The organism is Streptomyces sp. NPDC001927 (genome assembly GCF_053594455.1).
Genome location: NZ_JBSFEN010000005.1, coordinates 359,590 through 376,134 on the forward strand (window position 1 = coordinate 359,590; position 16,545 = coordinate 376,134).

Sequence of the window (16,545 nt, forward strand, 5' to 3'; positions counted from 1 at the left end):
CGGGAGAGCAACCGATGAATTGCCGGAGCGTTGTTGAAGGAGCCGGGCGAAACCGTCCGCGCCGTCTCAACCGTCTGTCAACAATCGAGGAGCGCTTCTCCATGTCCCGTATCGCGAAGGCTGTAGTCCTGTCCGTGGGTGTCGCCGCGTCCGTCGCGGGTGCCGCCGGTGTCGCCACTGCCGACGCCGGCGCCGAGGGCGCGGCCGTGAAGTCCCCGGGCGTCCTGTCCGGCAACCTGGTCCAGGTTCCGGTGCACGTGCCGATCAACCTCTGCGGCAACACCGTCAGCGTCATCGGCGCCCTGAACCCGGCCTTCGGCAACACCTGCGTCAACGCCTGATCTCGCACGCCGGATCGTGGTCCTTCCGAGGCCGGCGCGCCGCTCCTTCCGGGGCGGCGCGCCGGCCTTCTGCATCATTCGGACGCACCCTCGTACGCCGCCCGGTGCAACGGCGTACGCCCCTCGGAGGACCAGGTCAGCGCAGTGGATTCACCCGAACGGAGGGGGTGGCGCTCCGTAGTCTTCCCGTTGCGGAGCGCTATGAGCGCAGGACACGGTGGTCGTGTTGTTGTCCGACGCATAAGGAAAAGGAACACACATGCGTCCCCTGGCTCTCAGCCGCCTCACGGCCCTGGCGATATCCGCCGCCATCACTCTCGGTACGGCGGGACCCGCCCTCGCCGACGACCACCGCCCGTCCCGCATCACGGCCCCGGCCGCGCAGGCACCCCTGCCGGACGCGGCGGCCCTGCTCGCCCAGACCAAGGCGCTGGGCGACATGAGCTCGGTGACCGCCCCGGTCACGGAACTCCTCGAAGCCGTCCTCGCCGCCGACAACGGCCAGCTCCCGGCCGCCGACGCCGAGGCCTTCAAGACCAAGATCACGGCGGCCATCGACGCCGCGAAGGGCACCGTCCCGGCCCCGCTGCCCGCCACCCCGGCGGTCCAGGCTCCGACGGTCGCGGCCCCGGCGGTCCAGGCCCCGGCCGTGGCGGCCCCGGCCGCGCCGGCCCCGGGCGTCCAGGCTCCGGCTCTGCCGGTCGCCGCGGGTGCCGCGAAGGTCGCGCCCGCCGCGCCGGTCGACATCGTCGCCGACGCCCTCGCCACCGTGGAGAAGGCCGTCGCCGCCCTGCTCGCCGCGGTCACCTCGGGCGACGCCACCGGTGTCGTCACGCAGGTCACCGCGACCCTGACCTCGCTGGTCAACGTGGTCGTCGCCACGGTCCTCGGCGCCGGGCTCCCCGCGCCCGACCTGGCCGGCCTGCCGACGCTGCCGGCGCTCCCGGTCGAGGTCCCCGAGCTCCCGGTCGACCCGCCCATCGGGCTGCCGGTGACGCGGTAGCCGCCGCCGCACCACCCGCGCCGTGCCGTCCGGCCTCCCGCCGGACGGCACGGCGTTCGGCCGTCAGGGCGCGTGTCGACCCCGTCCGGTCCGGAAATAGGACCGCGTCCAGTCATTCGAGTGCAGTGGGCAGAAATCCTTCCTCCCGGAGTTTCCGGGGCGCGCACCTCTCGTTACAGAAGACACAACCACGTACAGGAATCGGCCAAGAGGCCTGTACGGCAAGCGACTTGCTTGCACGGAGATGTCAATGAGGAAGGACTCGATTTCATGAAGCCCACCAAGGTCGCCGCGATCGTCGCCGGTTCTGTCATGGCCCTGGGTGCCGCCGCGCCCGCCATGGCCGCCGAGGCGATGGCCCCCGCCAGCCTGGCCGGTGGCCTCTCGACCCTCGCCAGCGAGGGCCTGAAGACGGACGCGCTGAGCAGCACCACGGACGGCTCCGTGGTCAAGACGGTGGGAGACACCGCGAACCAGCTCAACGAGACGACCCAGAAGGCGCCGCTCCTCGGTGGCCTCCCCATCGGTGGCTGACGCACTCTCAGCAGAACCGTCCCACCGCGCACTTCCCTAGCGCGGCGGACCGCGCCAGCGGTCCCGACCCTCCTGGCCAGACCCCTCGCTCCGCCCGGCGCCCGGGCGTATGTCGGTACCCACAGTGATCGGCTGATCGAATGATTTTCAGATCGGCCGCCGTGTGGTCCCGGCCCCCGAAGTGTGCCGCTCCCTAGGCTCGCGCCGACCCCCCACGGAAGGTCGGCCCGGTTCCCGAGCCTGACGTTCCGTAACCAGTCCCTGTGTGACTGACGCACCGAGTGCGCGGACAGGCCGGTCGGAGCGAGGGGGATCCCCCGCCGGTCTCCTTCTCCAGAGGAAGAGCGGTATGCGATCCATCATCAGCCGGAAGCTGTTCACCGCCGCGGCCACGACGGGCATCCTGTCGCTGACCGGCGGCGTGGCCATGGCGGCGAACTCCCCGGGCGCCGCGGGCGATTCCCGTGAGCCGAGCGTGGGCCGGCACCTTCAGGTCCCCCTTCCGGCGAGCCTGTGCGGCCACGACGCGAGGCAGTTGACCGCGGCGGCGCAGGCGGCGCTCGCCGACGCCTGCACCACCACGGCCAACGGCGACGCCGACGACCCCGGCGGCTACGGGGAAACCCCCGAAGGTCCCGACGGGGAAACCCCCAAGCCCCCGGAGTCTCCGGGAAACCCGGACCACCCGGACCACCCGGAGACCCCAGGCAACCCGGATCACCCGGAGACCCCAGGCAACCCGGATCACCCCGGGTACCCGGAGCACCCTGGCAACCCGGATCACCCCGGGAACCCCGATAGCCCCGGGAACCCCGATCACCCGGAGAACCCCAACAACCCGGACCACCCGGATCACCCGGATACCCCCGGGACGCCGGACACTCCGGGGAACCCGGATCACCCCGGGAACCCCGATACTCCCGGGAACCCGGATCACCCCAAGCCCCCGGAGACCCCGAACAACCCGGACCAGCCCGGGAAGCCGGACACGCCTGGCAACCCGGATCACCCGAAGCCTCCGGAGACCCCGGACACCCCCGGGAAGCCGGACACTCCGGGGACTCCGGACCACCCCGGCAACCCCGACACCCCCGGCAACCCCGACACCCCCGACACCCCTCAGCACCCCGGGGGTCCCGGGGAGCCGACCACGCCCGGCAAGCCGCAGTTGCCCGACACCGGGAGTGATGTCTCGGCCATGGGGGCCGGGGCCGTCAGTGCCGCGTTGCTCGTCGGGGGGACCGTCCTCTATCTGCGGGGCGGTCGCATCGTTCGTGCCGGGCGGCGGCAGGGCTGAGCGTACGGAGTGCTGACGTAGCGTCAACGAAGGTCCCCGCCCTCACCGGTGGGGGCCTTCCGCGTTGCTGCACACAGGCGAATTTCGCGACGTTCCCTCCGTCGGGCTCGTTCTCAGGACGCAGTTCCTCAGTACCGTCGACACCTGCTCTGAAGGGCCTACGCAGTCATGAATCTGCGCTCTCACGCCGGCATGGGAATCCTCATGACCGCTCTCGCCTCCGCAGCCATGGCCTCTCCGGCCGTCGCCGCCGACGCGCCGGTCGTCGTCCCGCTCCAGGGTCTGGAGCCGGTGATCCCGATGGACGCCCCCACGGTGGCCACCGGGGTCCCCCTGCCGATCCCGGGAGGCCCGACCGGTTTCCAGGAGGGGCAGTCCGGGCTGCTGCCGGACGTCAGCCTGCCCCGGGTGCCGTTCACCAGCACGCTCCCGGAGACCGTCCTCGCCGCCCAGCTCCCCGAGGTCATCGAGGGGAGCGAGCCGGGCGAGGCCCTGTTCGCCACCCCGCGTTCGGAGATGGTGGGCGCCACGCCGGGTGCCACGGTCGGCAACCCGGTCGTTCCGCCGCGCGGTGACCGGCTCGGGCTGCCGGACCTCGCCGTGCCGGAGGTCGGGGTCGTCGCCCCGGCACTGCGCGGAGCGCTGGGCTCGCAGTTGGGTCTGGCGCAGCCGACGGCCTGACCGCGTTCGTTTGTACGACCAATGACCCGGCGGGTGAAGGCACGATTCTTCCCCGCCACCCGAGGGGTCGTTGTTCGTTACAACTGAAGGCTGGTCGCATGGCCGTGGCCCGCAGTTCCCCGGGCCCGTTCCGTCGTATCCGACGGCGGGCGGCCCACCGGTTCTGCGGGCCTTCCCTTGTCCATTCGTACCGTCCGGCCCAAAGGCCGTGACCCGTGCGCCCTTTCGGCGTTGAACGGAAATGTCGGCCGTGATTCTCGCGGTTGTCTTTCCACGTCCAAGGAGTTCTTGATGTCTCGCATCGCGAAGGCTGCCGCTGTTCTCGCCGGCACGGGTGCCGTTGCCCTCAGCGGAGCCGGCCTGGCCGTCGCCGACTCGGGCGCCCAGGGCATCGCCGCCCACTCGCCCGGCGTCGCCTCGGGCAACGCCGTCCAGGTCCCGGTCCACATCCCGGTCAACCTGTGCGGCAACACCGTCACGGTCATCGGTCTGATCAACCCGGCGTTCGGCAACAGCTGCGCGAACGTCGACGGTGGCGACAACCACCGCGACGGCGGCTACGGCGCCTGATCGCCCCCCGCAGGTTCTGACGTCCCCCCGGCCCGACGGCCGGGGGGACGTCCGCGTCATGCGTAGCGGTAGACCGCGCTGTGGTCGAGCATCGAGGCGGGCGTGACGCCCCAGGGGCCCATCTTCTCGTCGCGGGCCGCGATCCTGCGGTACTGCGACTCGCCCAGCTGCGGCGGCTCCTTCGGGAGGTAGCCGGCCCGGGGGTTGCGCTCCTGCCAGTGGGACCAGAGCAGGTCGACGAAGGAGTGGTGGAGCCAGAAGACCGGATCGTTGACGGAGGCGCCGCCGAGCATCAGGCCGCCGACCCAGCGGTGCACCCGGTTGTGGATCCGGAAGCGGTCGTTGCCCCGGCCCGGGGCCCAGCCCTCCAGCGCGTTGCGGAACCCCGACCGGCTCGTGGAGTTCCAGGGCTCGACGTCGTACACCGTCTCCCGCATCACCGCGTCCAGCTGCGCCTTCGTCGGCAGCGTGATCGGGTCCTGGGGGCGGCCGAAGTCCCTGGTCAGGAACTTGCCTTCGGTCATGTTGTGCTTGACCGTCCAGCGTCCGCCCGCGTACGCGAAGGGGCCGGTCGTCACCTGGAGGTCGTCCCGCCGCCCGTTGCCGCCCAGGAAGTCCTCGCTCCACAGGGACGCGGCCGGGGTGTTGTCCCGGGTCCAGTCCCAGTACGGGACGGTGACGCTCGCGTCGATCCGGCGCAGCGCGCGCTCGAACTCCAGCAGGAACTTACGGTGCCAGGGCAGGAAGCTCGGCGTCATGTGGGCGACGCGCAGCTTGTCGTCGCCGTCGGCGACGTAGTAGTCGATGTGCGTACGGACGAACTCGTCGTACTCCCCGGTGCGCTTGAGCTCCAGGACGGCGGAGACGAACCGCTTCCGCTCGGCGCTCGTCAGATCGCGCTGGTTCTTACGTGTGTAGGCCACGCGGGCTCCCTCCCGGATGGACGCCGTGGGCGGCGGCGTAGCGGGTCAGCGGGGCGGAGCCCAGCTCGTCCACGGCCGCGCGGGTGGCCGCCAGCGGTGTCGCATGGGACTCGTAGTGGTCGATGGGGGTGAGGCAGCTGCCGTCGGCGCGGCGCATCACATGGAGCGGCCGGCCGTCGACGAGGACGAGCGGTTCGCCGGAGGGTCCGGCCAGACCCCGGATGTGCCTGCCTCGGTACATCTCGTCGAACGGGTCGAACGAGTCCTTCGACGCTGCGCGGGACCGGCGCTCGTTCGGGGTCGTGGCGATGCGGGCCAGGGTGCCGCCGGTGAAGGCGGCTACGGCCACGGTGAAGAGGGACCGCAGTGCGACACGGCGCGGGACGATCATGAATGATCTCCAAGTGGTCGGAGAATGCCCTCAGGGCACAACGATGGAATCCCGACTTTGTTCCGAGCGAAATGCCAGCGGGTGGAATGTCGGCCGATCGAGTGAATTCGGCGCGGGATGGTGGTCGTTGGGCCACTAGCATCCCGATGCATGACCACTCCTAATGTCGTTTCCGTGGCGCGCACCGACAATCCGCTGGGGACGCTCACCGTCGTTCCGTGGACCATCGGTCCCACCGCCGACACGCCCGTCACCCCCTTTCTGATGGTGTATTCGCTCGGGGACGGCAGTGACGGCCCCGAGGCCGGCCAGGACGCGATGCGGGCCGCCCTGAAGGACATGGGCCTCCCGGTCGGGGACCGGGTCGTCGATGCCTCGCAGGAGCGCGGGACCGGTGCCCATCTGCTCGTCGAGGCGCGGCGGGCGGTGCTCACGCTGCCGTTCATGAAGGCGCAGTGCCCCGTGCCCGCGGAGTGGGAGGCGGCCGTCAAGGAGAACGGGCACGCCTACCTGATCGTCTCCGTGCGCCCCTGGCCGGAGGCCGTGCCCGGTGAGGCCATCACCGAGGAGAAGCTGAAGTCCTTCGTCACCGACGACCAGGTCGTGGCGGCCGCCGCGCACGTCCTGCTGCCGGTGCGGAGCCTGCAGGGCTGAGCCGAGAACCTAGGAGAAGGGGGTGGCGGCATGGCTACGGTGAACGTACGGGGCGGAGTGCCGGGGCAGCGTCAGGACGTCTCGCCGGAGACGGACGGGACGGTCGGCGCGAGCCGGGCGCTCGGTGTGCTCCTGATGATCACCGGGGCGGCCGGGGTGCTGGCCGGCTGGGTGATCACGCTCGACAAGTTCAAGCTCCTGGAGGACCCGAACTTCCAGCCGGGCTGCAGCCTCAACCCGGTCGTGTCCTGCGGCAACATCATGAAGAGCGAGCAGGCGGCGGTCTTCGGCTTCCCGAACCCGATGCTCGGTCTCGTGACGTACGCGATGGTCGTCGCGATCGGGGCCGGGGTGCTCGCCGGGGCGCGCTACCGCGGCTGGTTCTGGCTCGGGCTCAACGCCGGGATGCTGTTCGGCGTCGGTTTCTGCACCTGGCTGATGTACCAGTCGCTGTACGAGATCAACGCGCTCTGCCTCTGGTGCTGTCTCGCCTGGGTCGCCACCCTCGTCATGTTCTGGTACGTGACCTCGCACAACGTCCGTACGGGCGTGCTGCCCGCGCCGGCGGCCGTGAAGGGGTTCTTCGAGGAGTTCACCTTCGCCCTGCCGGTGCTGCACATCGGGATCATCGGCATGTTGATCCTGACGCGCTGGTGGGACTTCTGGACCAGCTGACGTGACCCTCTTCTCCTGGCCGCGGGCCGCACTGACCGTGCTGCTCGCGGCCGTTCTCGCGCTCGTCGTCCTGCCCTCCGGGCGGATCGCGCCGCCCGGGCCCGTGCCGGAGGCCGGGCCGGGTGCCGAGCCCGGGGCCGTACCGGAGCGGTTGAACGTTCCCTCCGGGTTCTTCACCGGCTCCGACGCGGACGGGGTCGCGCGGATCGCCGAGGTGCAGCGCTGGCTCGGCGGCGGGTCGCTGACCGTCGGGCACACGTACCTCCCGGGCGACCGGTGGTCCAACATCGAGGGTCACGCGGAGCTCTTCGAGCCGTGGGCGCGGTGGAAGGAGGAGGGGCCGGGGCGGCTCTTCGTCCTGAACGTGCCGCTGCTCGACCGCAGCGAGGCGGGGCTGCCGGACGCGGAGGTCAGGGCGGGTCTGCGGCGCGGGGCGGCGGGCGCGTACGACGCCCACTTCCGCGCGCTGGGGGAGCGGCTGGTCGCGCACCGGCTTCCCGACGCGGTCCTGGTGCTCGGCTGGGAGATGAACGGCACCACCTACAGCCATCGCTGCGGTCCTGACCCCGAGGCCTGGAAGGCGTACTGGAAGCGGGTCGTGGGGGTGCTGCGGGCGGTGCCGGGGCAGCGGTTCCGCTTCGACTTCACGGCGAGCCGGGGGCGGGACGCGGTGGAGTGGCCGCGCTGCTACCCCGGGGACGCGTACGTCGACATCATCGGGCTCGACGCCTACGACCAGCCCGAGGGGCTCGGCTTCGAGGAGCAGGTGACGGAGGAGTTCGGGCTCGCGCACCATGTGCGGTTCGCGGCGGCGCGCGGCAAGCCCGTCTCGTATCCGGAGTGGGGGCTGTTCCGCAATGGGGACAACCCGGCGTACGTGCGCGGGATGCTCGACTGGTTCGCCCGGCACCGGCCCGTCTACCAGACGTTCACGGACTACTGCCCCCACGGGGTGTGGGGGTGCGCGGACAATCCGGAGTCGGGGGAGGTCGTCAGGGGCGCGTTGGGGTGGGGTGAGGGCACCCCCTAGGCGTTGTAGGCGACCAGGGAGATGCCCACGTAGTGGACGATGAAGGCCGCCAGGGTCAGGGTGTGGAAGACCTCGTGGAAGCCGAACCAGCGCGGGGACGGGTTCGGGCGCTTGATGCCGTAGATGACCCCGCCCGCGCTGTAGAGCAGTCCGCCGACGATGACCAGGACGAGGACGGCGATGCCGCCGGCCCGCATGAAGTCGGGCAGGAAGAAGACGGCCGCCCAGCCCATGGCGATGTAGCAGGGCGTGTACAGCCAGCGAGGGGCGCCGACCCAGAAGACCCGGAAGGCGATGCCCGCCGCCGCGGCGACCCAGACCGCCCACATCAGGGGGCGGCCGGTCGAGTCGGGCAGGAGCAGCAGGGTCAGCGGGGTGTAGGTGCCCGCGATGATCAGGAAGATGTTGGCGTGGTCGAGGCGCCGCAGGACGGCCTCGCCGCGCGGGCCCCAGTTGCCCCGGTGGTAGAGCGCGCTGATGCCGAAGAGCAGGCAGGCGGTGAGGACGTACACACCGCAGGCGATCCGGGCGCGGGGCGAGTCGGAGAGGGCGACGAGGGTGAGCCCCGCGATGATCACCGCCGGGAACATGCCGGCGTGCAGCCAGCCCCTCAGCCGTGGCTTCAGCGCGTGCGCCGGGTGGGACGGGGTGGAATCGTTACGGGTCACGTCCGGCACGTCCGGCGCGGCAGAAGTCATGAGGCGATGCTACCTACGCTCCCGTAGGTCCCAAATATGAGTGGCGATGCTCACGTGTGCGGCCCTCTGGACATATGGGCGTATGCGTCGGATGATCAAATGAGTGTGGTCGGCACCGGATGAGCAGCTACGACGCATCCGGGTCGCAGCCCCCACGGGGCAGACAACTAAAACCCCTCATCAAGGAGCAATCGTGGCGCGCGACAACGCGGCTCCCACCACCGCAGTCCCCACCCGGCACCAGGAACTGGTCGCCTGGGTGAACGAGATCGCCGGGATCACGCAGCCGGACAGCATCGTCTGGTGCGACGGATCCGAGGCCGAGTACGAGCGCCTGTGCGAGGAGCTCGTCGCCAAGGGCACCTTCAAGAAGCTCGACCCGACGCTCCGCCCGAACTCGTACTACGCCGCCTCCGACCCGTCCGACGTCGCGCGCGTCGAGGACCGGACCTTCATCTGCTCCGAGAAGGAAGAGGACGCGGGCCCGACCAATCACTGGAAGGCCCCGGCGGAGATGAAGGAGATCTTCGCGGGCGAGGAGGGGATCTTCCGCGGCTCGATGAAGGGCCGCACCATGTACGTCGTGCCCTTCTGCATGGGCCCCGTCGGCTCGCCGCTCTCCGCGATCGGCGTCGAGATCACCGACTCCGCGTACGTCGCCGCCTCCATGCGCACCATGACCCGCATGGGACAGGCCGTCCTGGACGAGCTCGGCACCGACGGCTTCTTCGTCAAGGCCGTCCACACCCTCGGCGCCCCCCTGGAAGAGGGCCAGGAGGACGTGCCGTGGCCCTGCAACTCCACCAAGTACATCTCGCACTTCCCCGAGACCCGCGAGATCTGGTCGTACGGCTCCGGCTACGGCGGCAACGCCCTGCTCGGCAAGAAGTGCTACGCGCTGCGCATCGCCTCCGTCATGGCGCGTGACGAGGGCTGGCTCGCCGAGCACATGCTCGTCCTGAAGCTGACCCCGCCGCAGGGCGAGGCCAAGTACGTCGCCGCCGCCTTCCCGTCCGCCTGTGGCAAGACCAACCTCGCCATGCTGGAGCCCACGATCTCCGGCTGGACGGTCGAGACCATCGGCGACGACATCGCCTGGATGCGCTTCGGCGAGGACGGCCGCCTCTACGCGATCAACCCCGAGGCCGGCTTCTTCGGCGTCGCGCCCGGCACCGGCGAGCACACCAACGCCAACGCCATGAAGACCCTGTGGGGCAACTCCGTCTTCACCAACGTCGCGCTGACCGACGACGGCGACGTGTGGTGGGAGGGCATGACCGAAGAGCTGCCCAAGCACCTCACCGACTGGAAGGGCAACGACTGGACGCCGGAGTCCGAGACCCCGGCCGCCCACCCGAACGCCCGCTTCACCGTCCCGGCCGGCCAGTGCCCGACCATCGCGCCGGAGTGGGAGGACCCGAAGGGCGTGCCGATCTCGGCGATCCTGTTCGGCGGCCGCCGCGCCTCCGCGGTCCCGCTGGTCACCGAGTCCTTCAACTGGCAGCACGGTGTCTTCCTCGGCGCGAACGTCGCCTCCGAGAAGACCGCCGCCGCCGAGGGCAAGGTCGGCGAGCTGCGCCGCGACCCGTTCGCCATGCTGCCGTTCTGCGGCTACAACATGGGCGACTACATGGCGCACTGGATCAAGGTCGGCGCGAACGCGGACGCCGCGAAGCTCCCGAAGATCTACTACGTCAACTGGTTCCGCAAGAACGAGGCCGGCAAGTTCGTCTGGCCCGGCTTCGGCGAGAACAGCCGCGTCCTGAAGTGGATCGTGGAGCGCCTGGAGGGCAAGGCCGAGGGCGTCGAGACCCCGATCGGCATCCTGCCGACCGCCGAGGCGCTCGACACCGAGGGCCTTGACCTGCCGGCGGAGGACCTGGAGTTCCTGCTCAAGGTCGACCGTGACGTCTGGCGCGAGGAGGCCGCTCTGGTCCCCGAGCACCTGAACACCTTCGGCGACCACACGCCGAAGGAGCTGTGGGACGAGTACCGCGCGCTTGTCGAGCGCCTGGGCTGAGCCCCGTACCCGCTGAGGTACGACCAGAGACTCGTGACGGGTCGCCCCGAAACGCCGCCCTGACCAGTGGGGTCACGAACGGCTCGTCACGATGCACACCGGCCCCCGGAGCCCCCTCACGGCTCCGGGGGCCGGTGCATGTCCCGCTACAGGACGGGCTGGCCGGCCTCGACCGTCGCGATCGCGCGGCGGCAGGCGTCGCGGAACTTCACGAACTCGCCGTTCCAGGACGAGCCGCGGCCGCCCCGGCTGTCCGGGTCGTCGAACAGGCTCTTGCGCAGCTCGGTCGTCAGCTCCAGCTGCGCGCCCATGGCGAGCATCGTCTTGTTGCAGGGGTTCGCCGTGTGGTCGCCGTTGAACTCCGTGAGCAGCGGCGCCCACGTGGGGGCGAGGGAGTCGATCGCGGGGAAGCCCGCCGCGTTCAGCTCCTTCACCAGCTCGGTACGGAAGGCCTTGTTCAGGCCGCCGACGACGGCGACGCGGCGGTCGCCGGTCGGCGGGTAGGTGCCGGTGGGCAGCTTGAGCTGGTCGAACGTACAGCCGTGCAGGCTGAGGACGTTGAGGTGGCTCGCCGCCGTGGCGAGGGCGACGTGGTCGTCGCAGTTCTTCGAGGTGACGTGCAGGTCCTTGTTGCCGGAGGAGAGCAGGCCCTCGAACATCCAGTAGTCGTGCACGGTCGGCAGGACCGCGGCGCCGGCCGGGTCGCCGGGGCTGTATCCGGCGATGCCCAGGCAGAGTTCGCTCGTGCCGATCTCGATGCCGCCGCCGTGCAGCGCGAGGATCGCGGTGCGCCGGACCGGGGCGACGGTGGTCATCGAGGTGTCGAACTGCTCGTGGCGGCGGTAGCGGCGGCTGAAGATGGTGCCTTCCTGGCCGGCGAACTCGCGGTACAGGGCGGTGTTCGAGGGGTACTCGATCTCCGCCGCTGCCGCCGCCGCGTGTGCGGGCGCGGCGGCGGTCAGTTGGGCCAGGAGCGGGGTGCCCGCCGTGGCCGCGGCGGCGAACGCGGTGAGCACCGTGCGGCGGGAGGCGGAGCGAGGGGCGGAAGGGTGATCCGTGGTCATGGCCAAAACGTAACTCATCGTGAAGGTCCGGTGTGGATCTTTCCCCGACCGCACACCCCTGTCCTGTCAGGTCAGGACTTGCCGCGTTCCTCCAGGTAGCGGGTGTGCGCCTCCTGCCGGATCGCCTCCGCGTCCTGGAGGGCCGCCGCGATCCGGCCCGCCTCCTCGTGGAGCGCGTCCAGCTGCCGTTCGAGGTGCGACTCGGGCGGCTCGGAACCCGGCGTGACCCGGTGCCACCAGCGCGTCCGTACGAAGGTGTCCACCGCCTCCGGGATGTCCTGGCGCACCGCGCGCGCCAGCATGTGCAGGTGCTCCGGGTCGCTGACCCAGCCCGGTTCGAGGAGCGCCTCGAAGAGGGTGTCCAGGTCGGCGAGACGGCCGGCCGCGGCCTGCGGCAGCTCGACCTCGGCCAGGTAGGCGCGCAGGGTCGCGAAGTCCGCGCGCAGGGAGTCGAGTTGCTCCGCCGCGTCCGGGAACGGCGGGGGCGGCGTCCGCTCGGGCGGGGCGATCAGCGCCCCCGCCGCGTACAGCGCCACCACGATCAGCGGCCAGAGCGAGCCCGCCGCCCCGGTGAAGGAGAGGGCGAGGCCCGCGATGCCGCAGGCGCAGCCGGTGAGGTTCTTGCGGGACTCCAGGTACCGCACGACCGGATTACTGGTAGCCACGGATCTCCTCGAAGGCGCCGTCCAGCGAACCCTTGGTGGCGTCGAAGAGCCGGCCGCCGGTGAGGCTCGCGATGTGGTCGAGAGCGGCCCGGTCGGAGTCCCCGAAGACGATCGGGAAGACCGGCGTCCGCTTCTGCGCGGGCGGCAGGTCCCGGTAGAAGGAGTCGAACGCGGCGGCCGGAGCGCCGTCGGTGTTCTCGCCGTCCGTCATCAGCACGATGGAGGTGAACGCGTCGCCGCCCGTGCCCTTTCCGAGGTGTTCGTACGCCTCCTCCAGGCTCGAGTAGATCGCCGTACCGCCCGAGGCGGAAAGCCCGTTCGCCTGGGCGCGCATCGCGCCGATGGCCTTCTTCGGGGCCGCCGGGTCGACCGTGTACGTACGGACCTCGTTCTGCTTCACCGAGGTGCCGAACGGCATCACGGTGACCGTCTCGCGGTCCCGGAAGTCCTCGGTCAGCTCGGCGAACGCGGACCTGAGCCGGGTGAGCCGCTCGCCCTGCATGGAGCCCGAGGTGTCGAGGACGTAGACCGTGCGCGAGGGGCGGCGGAGCTTGTTCTCGTACGCGTCGAGGAGGCCGTCGGCGACGGCGCGGCTGCCGGGGAACGGCAGTTCGCGGCGCTGGTCGGCGGCGAGCGGCTTCGCGAGCTCCACACCGGGGACGACCGGGCGGCGCAGCGTCCGCTGGGTGATCAGCCGCTGGGCGTCGGAGGTACGGAGATGGGCGGTGAGACGCGCGGCCGCCTGCTTGGCGTCCGGGCTCGCCGCGGTGAGCAGGGTGAACGGGTAGTCGGCGGTGACGACACCGTCGGCCGGGCGGACGACCGTGAGCTCCTTGCCCGTGGTGAGCAGCACCGACTCGTAGTTGATCAGCGCGTCGACGTCCTCGCGGCGCGACCAGGCGGTCGCCAGCCAGCCGGAGGAACCGGAGGTCAGCTTCTGCCCGCCGAAGAACTCCTTCAGCTTCGGCGTCGCCGCGGTGACGTTCTGCTCGGTCAGCGCCGACTGCGCGCCGGAGAGCCCCGAGGCGATCGAGACCAGGGCGGAGAAACCGGAGTTGGAGCGGGCCGGGTCGGTCATGCCGTAGCCGAGCTTCTTCGCCACGACGGCCTGGTGGATCTGCGACCAGGTGACCTTGGCCGGATCCCAGCCGAGCGCCGTCACCTTCTCCGGGCGCAGACCGAGCGCGACCGGGGAGGTCATGATCGGCGTCTCGGCGGTGATCCGCTTCGCCGCGTTCGGGCGCAGCCGCAGATAGTCGTTGGAGGAGAGCCAGACCGCGTCGTACGACTTCTCCGCCCCGCCGGACGCGATCTGCTCGACGGCGTCCAGCGTGCCGGCGTACGTCGGCTTGACCGTGACCCCGGTCTTCTTCCGGGCCTCTTCGAGGACGGGCTCCATGTCGGAGAGCTCGGAGGAGGCGAGGACACGGAGGGTGTAGGGGGCACCGGCTTCGCCCCCCTTCCCCGTACCGCCGCCGTTGCCGCTTCCGCCGTCGCCGCCGTCGGTGGTGCAGGCGGTGAGGGTCAGGGTGGTCAGGGTCGTCAGGAGGGCGAGCGCGGAGGCGGCCCTGCGGGGGAGGGATCGCGCGCCTCGGGGGAGGCCTCGGCCGGTGGATCTCATTCGAGGCCGCCTTCCAGGGCGCTCGTGCGGCGGGTACGGGCCAGATACGCGCCGGCCGACTGGAGTTCGGCGGTCAGGGACTCGACCGTGGCCGCCATCGACTCGGTCGCCTGGACCTTGTACGTGTCGATCGCGTCGAGCGTCCGGTAGATCTGCTGGAACGCCGTGCGCAGCGTCTCCGCGCCCACCGCCGGGTCGGCGGCGATGCGCTGGATCTCGCCGCTCTGGGTCGCCAGCATCTCCGCGTTGCCGCGGATCAGGTCCTCGGTCGTCGAGCGGAGCACGTTCACCTGCTCGGCCACCTTGCGCTGGTTCTCCAGCGCGGAGGAGAGCATGACCGCGATCCGCAGCGCCGACACCGTGGTCGTCGCCGCCCGCTCGACGCCCTTGATCAGCTCGTCGTTGTTGCGCCGGACCACGTCCATCGCCAGGTACCCCTGCGCACAGACGGCGAGTTGGGTCAGCAGGTCCTGGTGCTTCTGGCGGACCGGGAAGAGCACGTCGGAGCGGAGCGCGTCCGCGGCCGCCTGGTCCGGGGTCAGCGCGATCCGCTCCTCCACGGCCGCGTCGAGGGCCTCGGTGAGCACCGCGTACTCCTGGAGCTTGCCCATGGTCTCCCAGAGCCGGCCGCGCTCGGTCTGCAACGCCGCGTTGTCACGGCGCAGTTCGTCCTGGCCGCCGCGGAGCGTACCGACGATCTTCGTCAACGTGCCCTGCGAGGAGGCGTACTTGGCGACGTGGTCGCGCAGCTTGTTCCCGCCGGGCAGCTTGGACAGGAACTTCCGCGCCCCCTTGCCCGGGGTGTCCCGGGGGTCGAGGTCCTCGACGGTGCGGCGCAGCTCGACGAGCGAGGAGCCGACCCGGGTCTGCGCGTCGCCGCCGCCCTCGCTCAGCGAGCGGACGGTGCGGTCGAGCATGCGGTTCGACTGGGCGGCCGCGCTGCGCATCTCGCCGGCCCCGAGGGCCGCGATCTCCCCGATGCGGCCCGCGAACTCGGGCGAGCGGGTGTCGAGCCCGGCGAGCGAGTCGACGTACTCGACCGCGCGCCGGCTCATCTCCGTACGGACCGACTCGTCCAGCGGCACGAGGTCCGAGGCCTGCTCGGCGCGGACCGGGGGCACCGGCTCGGGCGGGGTCAGGACCAGCTGGGCGGTGGCGGGGTCGTGGGGCGTGCTGATACGAGGGTCGGGCGTGGTCATGCGGTGTCCCCCTGGTTGCGGGCCCGGCGCGCCATGTCGTGCAGCACCTCGCTGGTGGGCACGGGCGCCTGGCGGACCCCGGTCAGATTCTGGTTGAGGCGGTGCGCGAGGTCCGCGGTGGCGGCCGTGAACTCGGCTGCGGCGCCCTGCGGGCGGAAGCCGTGGCGCACCGCGAGCTCGCGCAACTCCTTGTCGTTGGTGAGCAGTTCGCCGAGTTCGCGGCCGGTGTCGGTGAGCGGTACGACGGTGTGGTCGCTGATCACCGTGGTGTCCGGGTAGAGCACGACCAGGTCGCCCATCTGTCGCTTCGCGAGGAGCTGGGAGGCGACCTGGGACTCGTAGACGAGCACCAGCTGGTTGCCGACGCCGCTGATGAAGTCGCGGAACGGGGCGTCGGAACTGGACTGTTGGGCGCCCTGAACCTGGATCAGCTTGCGCATCAGCGGGGCCGTACGGCCCACGTCGGCCTTGCCCCCGGCCACCTTGCCGCCGTCGGCGACGAAGCTCGCGGCGGCGAGGTAGAGCGCGCCGGAGTTGGAGGCGACGGGGTCGGTCGAGGTGATGAACACCGTGCCGCTCAGCTCCGGCCGCCCGGCCGAGCCCTTGAGCTGCTGCCAGGTCCGGTCGGCCCTCGCGGCCTTCAGGTACGGCTCCATGCGCAGGGTGCCGGTCTGGCCGCCGGGGCTGAAGGACACCAGGCCGTTGTCGGCGAGGACGTCGGCGGCGCCGCGGTGGGCGACGACGACCAGCGGCGAGTAGAAGGGCCGCAGCGCGGCGGCCTTCACCCCGTTCTTGGCGCGCAGCTCGTCGGCGGGCGCCTTGGACGACGGGAACGCGAAGTCGTAGCCCTTGAGGGGCAGTTCCTCCATGTCCCACGACCCGGAGGTCTCCGTCTCCACGGTGAGGCCCTCGTCGGCCAGGGCCTGCACGACCTTGGGGTCGGCGAAGAACTCCGCCTTCTCCGACCCGATCACTCCTCGCACGGTCTTCGTTGCCGTGCCCTTGTCCTTGTCGCCGCCCACTACGAGGACGGCGGCCACGCCGCCCAGGAGCAGGACGGCCAGGACGATTCCCAGGATGCGTCTCACGGGGGCAGATTGCTCGCGGAAGCCCACATTCCAGGGGGAGTTGGGTGTACGGAGGGTGAAGGGGTGATCCCGGTACGGAACCGGAGTGTGG

Annotated in this window: 18 protein-coding genes; 10 read left to right on the forward strand and 8 right to left on the reverse strand. The window is 71.0% G+C overall.

The genetic code is table 11. The features are described 5' to 3' along the window. Positions 1–101 precede the first annotated feature (101 nt). The 6 genes from ACWCO8_RS15580 (at position 102) to ACWCO8_RS15605 (ending at position 4,426) form a co-directional block, all read left to right on the forward strand. Complete coding sequence (locus tag ACWCO8_RS15580) at positions 102–341, forward strand: chaplin (RefSeq protein ID WP_362014715.1); 240 nt, start codon at positions 102–104, stop codon at positions 339–341. Positions 342–600: 259 nt separating this feature from the next. Beyond that, positions 601–1,344 carry a hypothetical protein gene (locus tag ACWCO8_RS15585; RefSeq protein ID WP_451032628.1) on the forward strand — a complete coding sequence of 248 codons (744 nt, stop codon included), beginning with the start codon at positions 601–603 and terminating at the stop codon, positions 1,342–1,344. 270 nt (positions 1,345–1,614) lie between these two features. Continuing rightward, a complete protein-coding gene (locus ACWCO8_RS15590; RefSeq protein WP_451032629.1) occupies positions 1,615–1,878 on the forward strand; it encodes a hypothetical protein in 264 nt (87 codons plus the stop codon). Between the two features lie 349 nt (positions 1,879–2,227). After that, the gene (locus tag ACWCO8_RS15595) at positions 2,228–3,175 is read left to right on the forward strand and encodes a chaplin (RefSeq protein ID WP_451032630.1); all 948 of its coding nucleotides are present in this window, start codon (positions 2,228–2,230) and stop codon (positions 3,173–3,175) included. A gap of 204 nt (positions 3,176–3,379) precedes the next feature. Next, a complete protein-coding gene (locus ACWCO8_RS15600) occupies positions 3,380–3,856 on the forward strand; it encodes a hypothetical protein (RefSeq protein WP_451032631.1) in 477 nt (158 codons plus the stop codon). Between the two features lie 291 nt (positions 3,857–4,147). Next, positions 4,148–4,426, forward strand: a complete 279-nt coding sequence (locus ACWCO8_RS15605) for a chaplin (protein WP_362014709.1) — start codon at positions 4,148–4,150, stop codon at positions 4,424–4,426. Between the two features lie 56 nt (positions 4,427–4,482). Here the strand turns inward: ACWCO8_RS15605 and ACWCO8_RS15610 are convergent, their stop codons facing one another. Then, positions 4,483–5,349, reverse strand: a complete 867-nt coding sequence (locus ACWCO8_RS15610; RefSeq protein WP_451032632.1) for a tyrosinase family protein — start codon at positions 5,347–5,349, stop codon at positions 4,483–4,485. After that, entirely contained in the window at positions 5,333–5,740 is a 408-nt protein-coding gene (locus ACWCO8_RS15615; protein ID WP_451032633.1) for a tyrosinase family oxidase copper chaperone, read from the reverse strand. The genes ACWCO8_RS15610 and ACWCO8_RS15615 overlap by 17 nt, the downstream gene beginning before the upstream one ends. 150 nt (positions 5,741–5,890) lie before the next feature. Here ACWCO8_RS15615 and ACWCO8_RS15620 point away from each other — a divergent pair, with 150 nt between their 5' ends. From ACWCO8_RS15620 to ACWCO8_RS15630, 3 genes are read left to right on the forward strand one after another with little or no spacing between them, the layout of a single operon-like run. Beyond that, positions 5,891–6,394 carry a DUF5949 family protein gene (locus ACWCO8_RS15620; protein WP_451032634.1) on the forward strand — a complete coding sequence of 168 codons (504 nt, stop codon included), beginning with the start codon at positions 5,891–5,893 and terminating at the stop codon, positions 6,392–6,394. A 30-nt stretch (positions 6,395–6,424) separates the two neighbouring features. Beyond that, entirely contained in the window at positions 6,425–7,069 is a 645-nt protein-coding gene (locus tag ACWCO8_RS15625) for a vitamin K epoxide reductase family protein (protein ID WP_362014701.1), read from the forward strand. Between the two features lies 1 nt (position 7,070). Then, positions 7,071–8,099, forward strand: a complete 1,029-nt coding sequence (locus tag ACWCO8_RS15630) for a glycoside hydrolase family 26 protein (protein ID WP_451032635.1) — start codon at positions 7,071–7,073, stop codon at positions 8,097–8,099. On the opposite strand, the gene trhA is transcribed toward ACWCO8_RS15630, so the two are convergent. Next, complete coding sequence (gene trhA / locus ACWCO8_RS15635) at positions 8,096–8,797, reverse strand: PAQR family membrane homeostasis protein TrhA (RefSeq protein WP_451032636.1); 702 nt, start codon at positions 8,795–8,797, stop codon at positions 8,096–8,098. The genes ACWCO8_RS15630 and trhA overlap by 4 nt on opposite strands. A 193-nt stretch (positions 8,798–8,990) precedes the next feature. Between trhA and ACWCO8_RS15640 the strand changes: the two genes are divergently transcribed. Further along, the gene (locus ACWCO8_RS15640; RefSeq protein WP_362014696.1) at positions 8,991–10,817 is read left to right on the forward strand and encodes a phosphoenolpyruvate carboxykinase (GTP); all 1,827 of its coding nucleotides are present in this window, start codon (positions 8,991–8,993) and stop codon (positions 10,815–10,817) included. A gap of 146 nt (positions 10,818–10,963) precedes the next feature. On the opposite strand, the gene ACWCO8_RS15645 is transcribed toward ACWCO8_RS15640, so the two are convergent. The 5 genes from ACWCO8_RS15645 to ACWCO8_RS15665 form a co-directional block, all read right to left on the reverse strand. Next, positions 10,964–11,881, reverse strand: coding sequence for a poly-gamma-glutamate hydrolase family protein (locus tag ACWCO8_RS15645; protein WP_451032637.1), 918 nt, complete (start codon positions 11,879–11,881; stop codon positions 10,964–10,966). Between the two features lie 71 nt (positions 11,882–11,952). Next, complete coding sequence (locus ACWCO8_RS15650) at positions 11,953–12,546, reverse strand: hypothetical protein (RefSeq protein WP_451032638.1); 594 nt, start codon at positions 12,544–12,546, stop codon at positions 11,953–11,955. Beyond that, positions 12,533–14,167, reverse strand: a complete 1,635-nt coding sequence (locus ACWCO8_RS15655; RefSeq protein WP_451032639.1) for a substrate-binding and vWA domain-containing protein — start codon at positions 14,165–14,167, stop codon at positions 12,533–12,535. The genes ACWCO8_RS15650 and ACWCO8_RS15655 overlap by 14 nt, the downstream gene beginning before the upstream one ends. Then, positions 14,164–15,366, reverse strand: coding sequence for a toxic anion resistance protein (locus ACWCO8_RS15660; protein WP_451032640.1), 1,203 nt, complete (start codon positions 15,364–15,366; stop codon positions 14,164–14,166). Before ACWCO8_RS15660 ends, ACWCO8_RS15655 begins: the two co-directional genes overlap by 4 nt. Further along, complete coding sequence (locus ACWCO8_RS15665) at positions 15,363–16,481, reverse strand: hypothetical protein (RefSeq protein WP_451032641.1); 1,119 nt, start codon at positions 16,479–16,481, stop codon at positions 15,363–15,365. Before ACWCO8_RS15665 ends, ACWCO8_RS15660 begins: the two co-directional genes overlap by 4 nt. Positions 16,482–16,545: the final 64 nt, after the last annotated feature.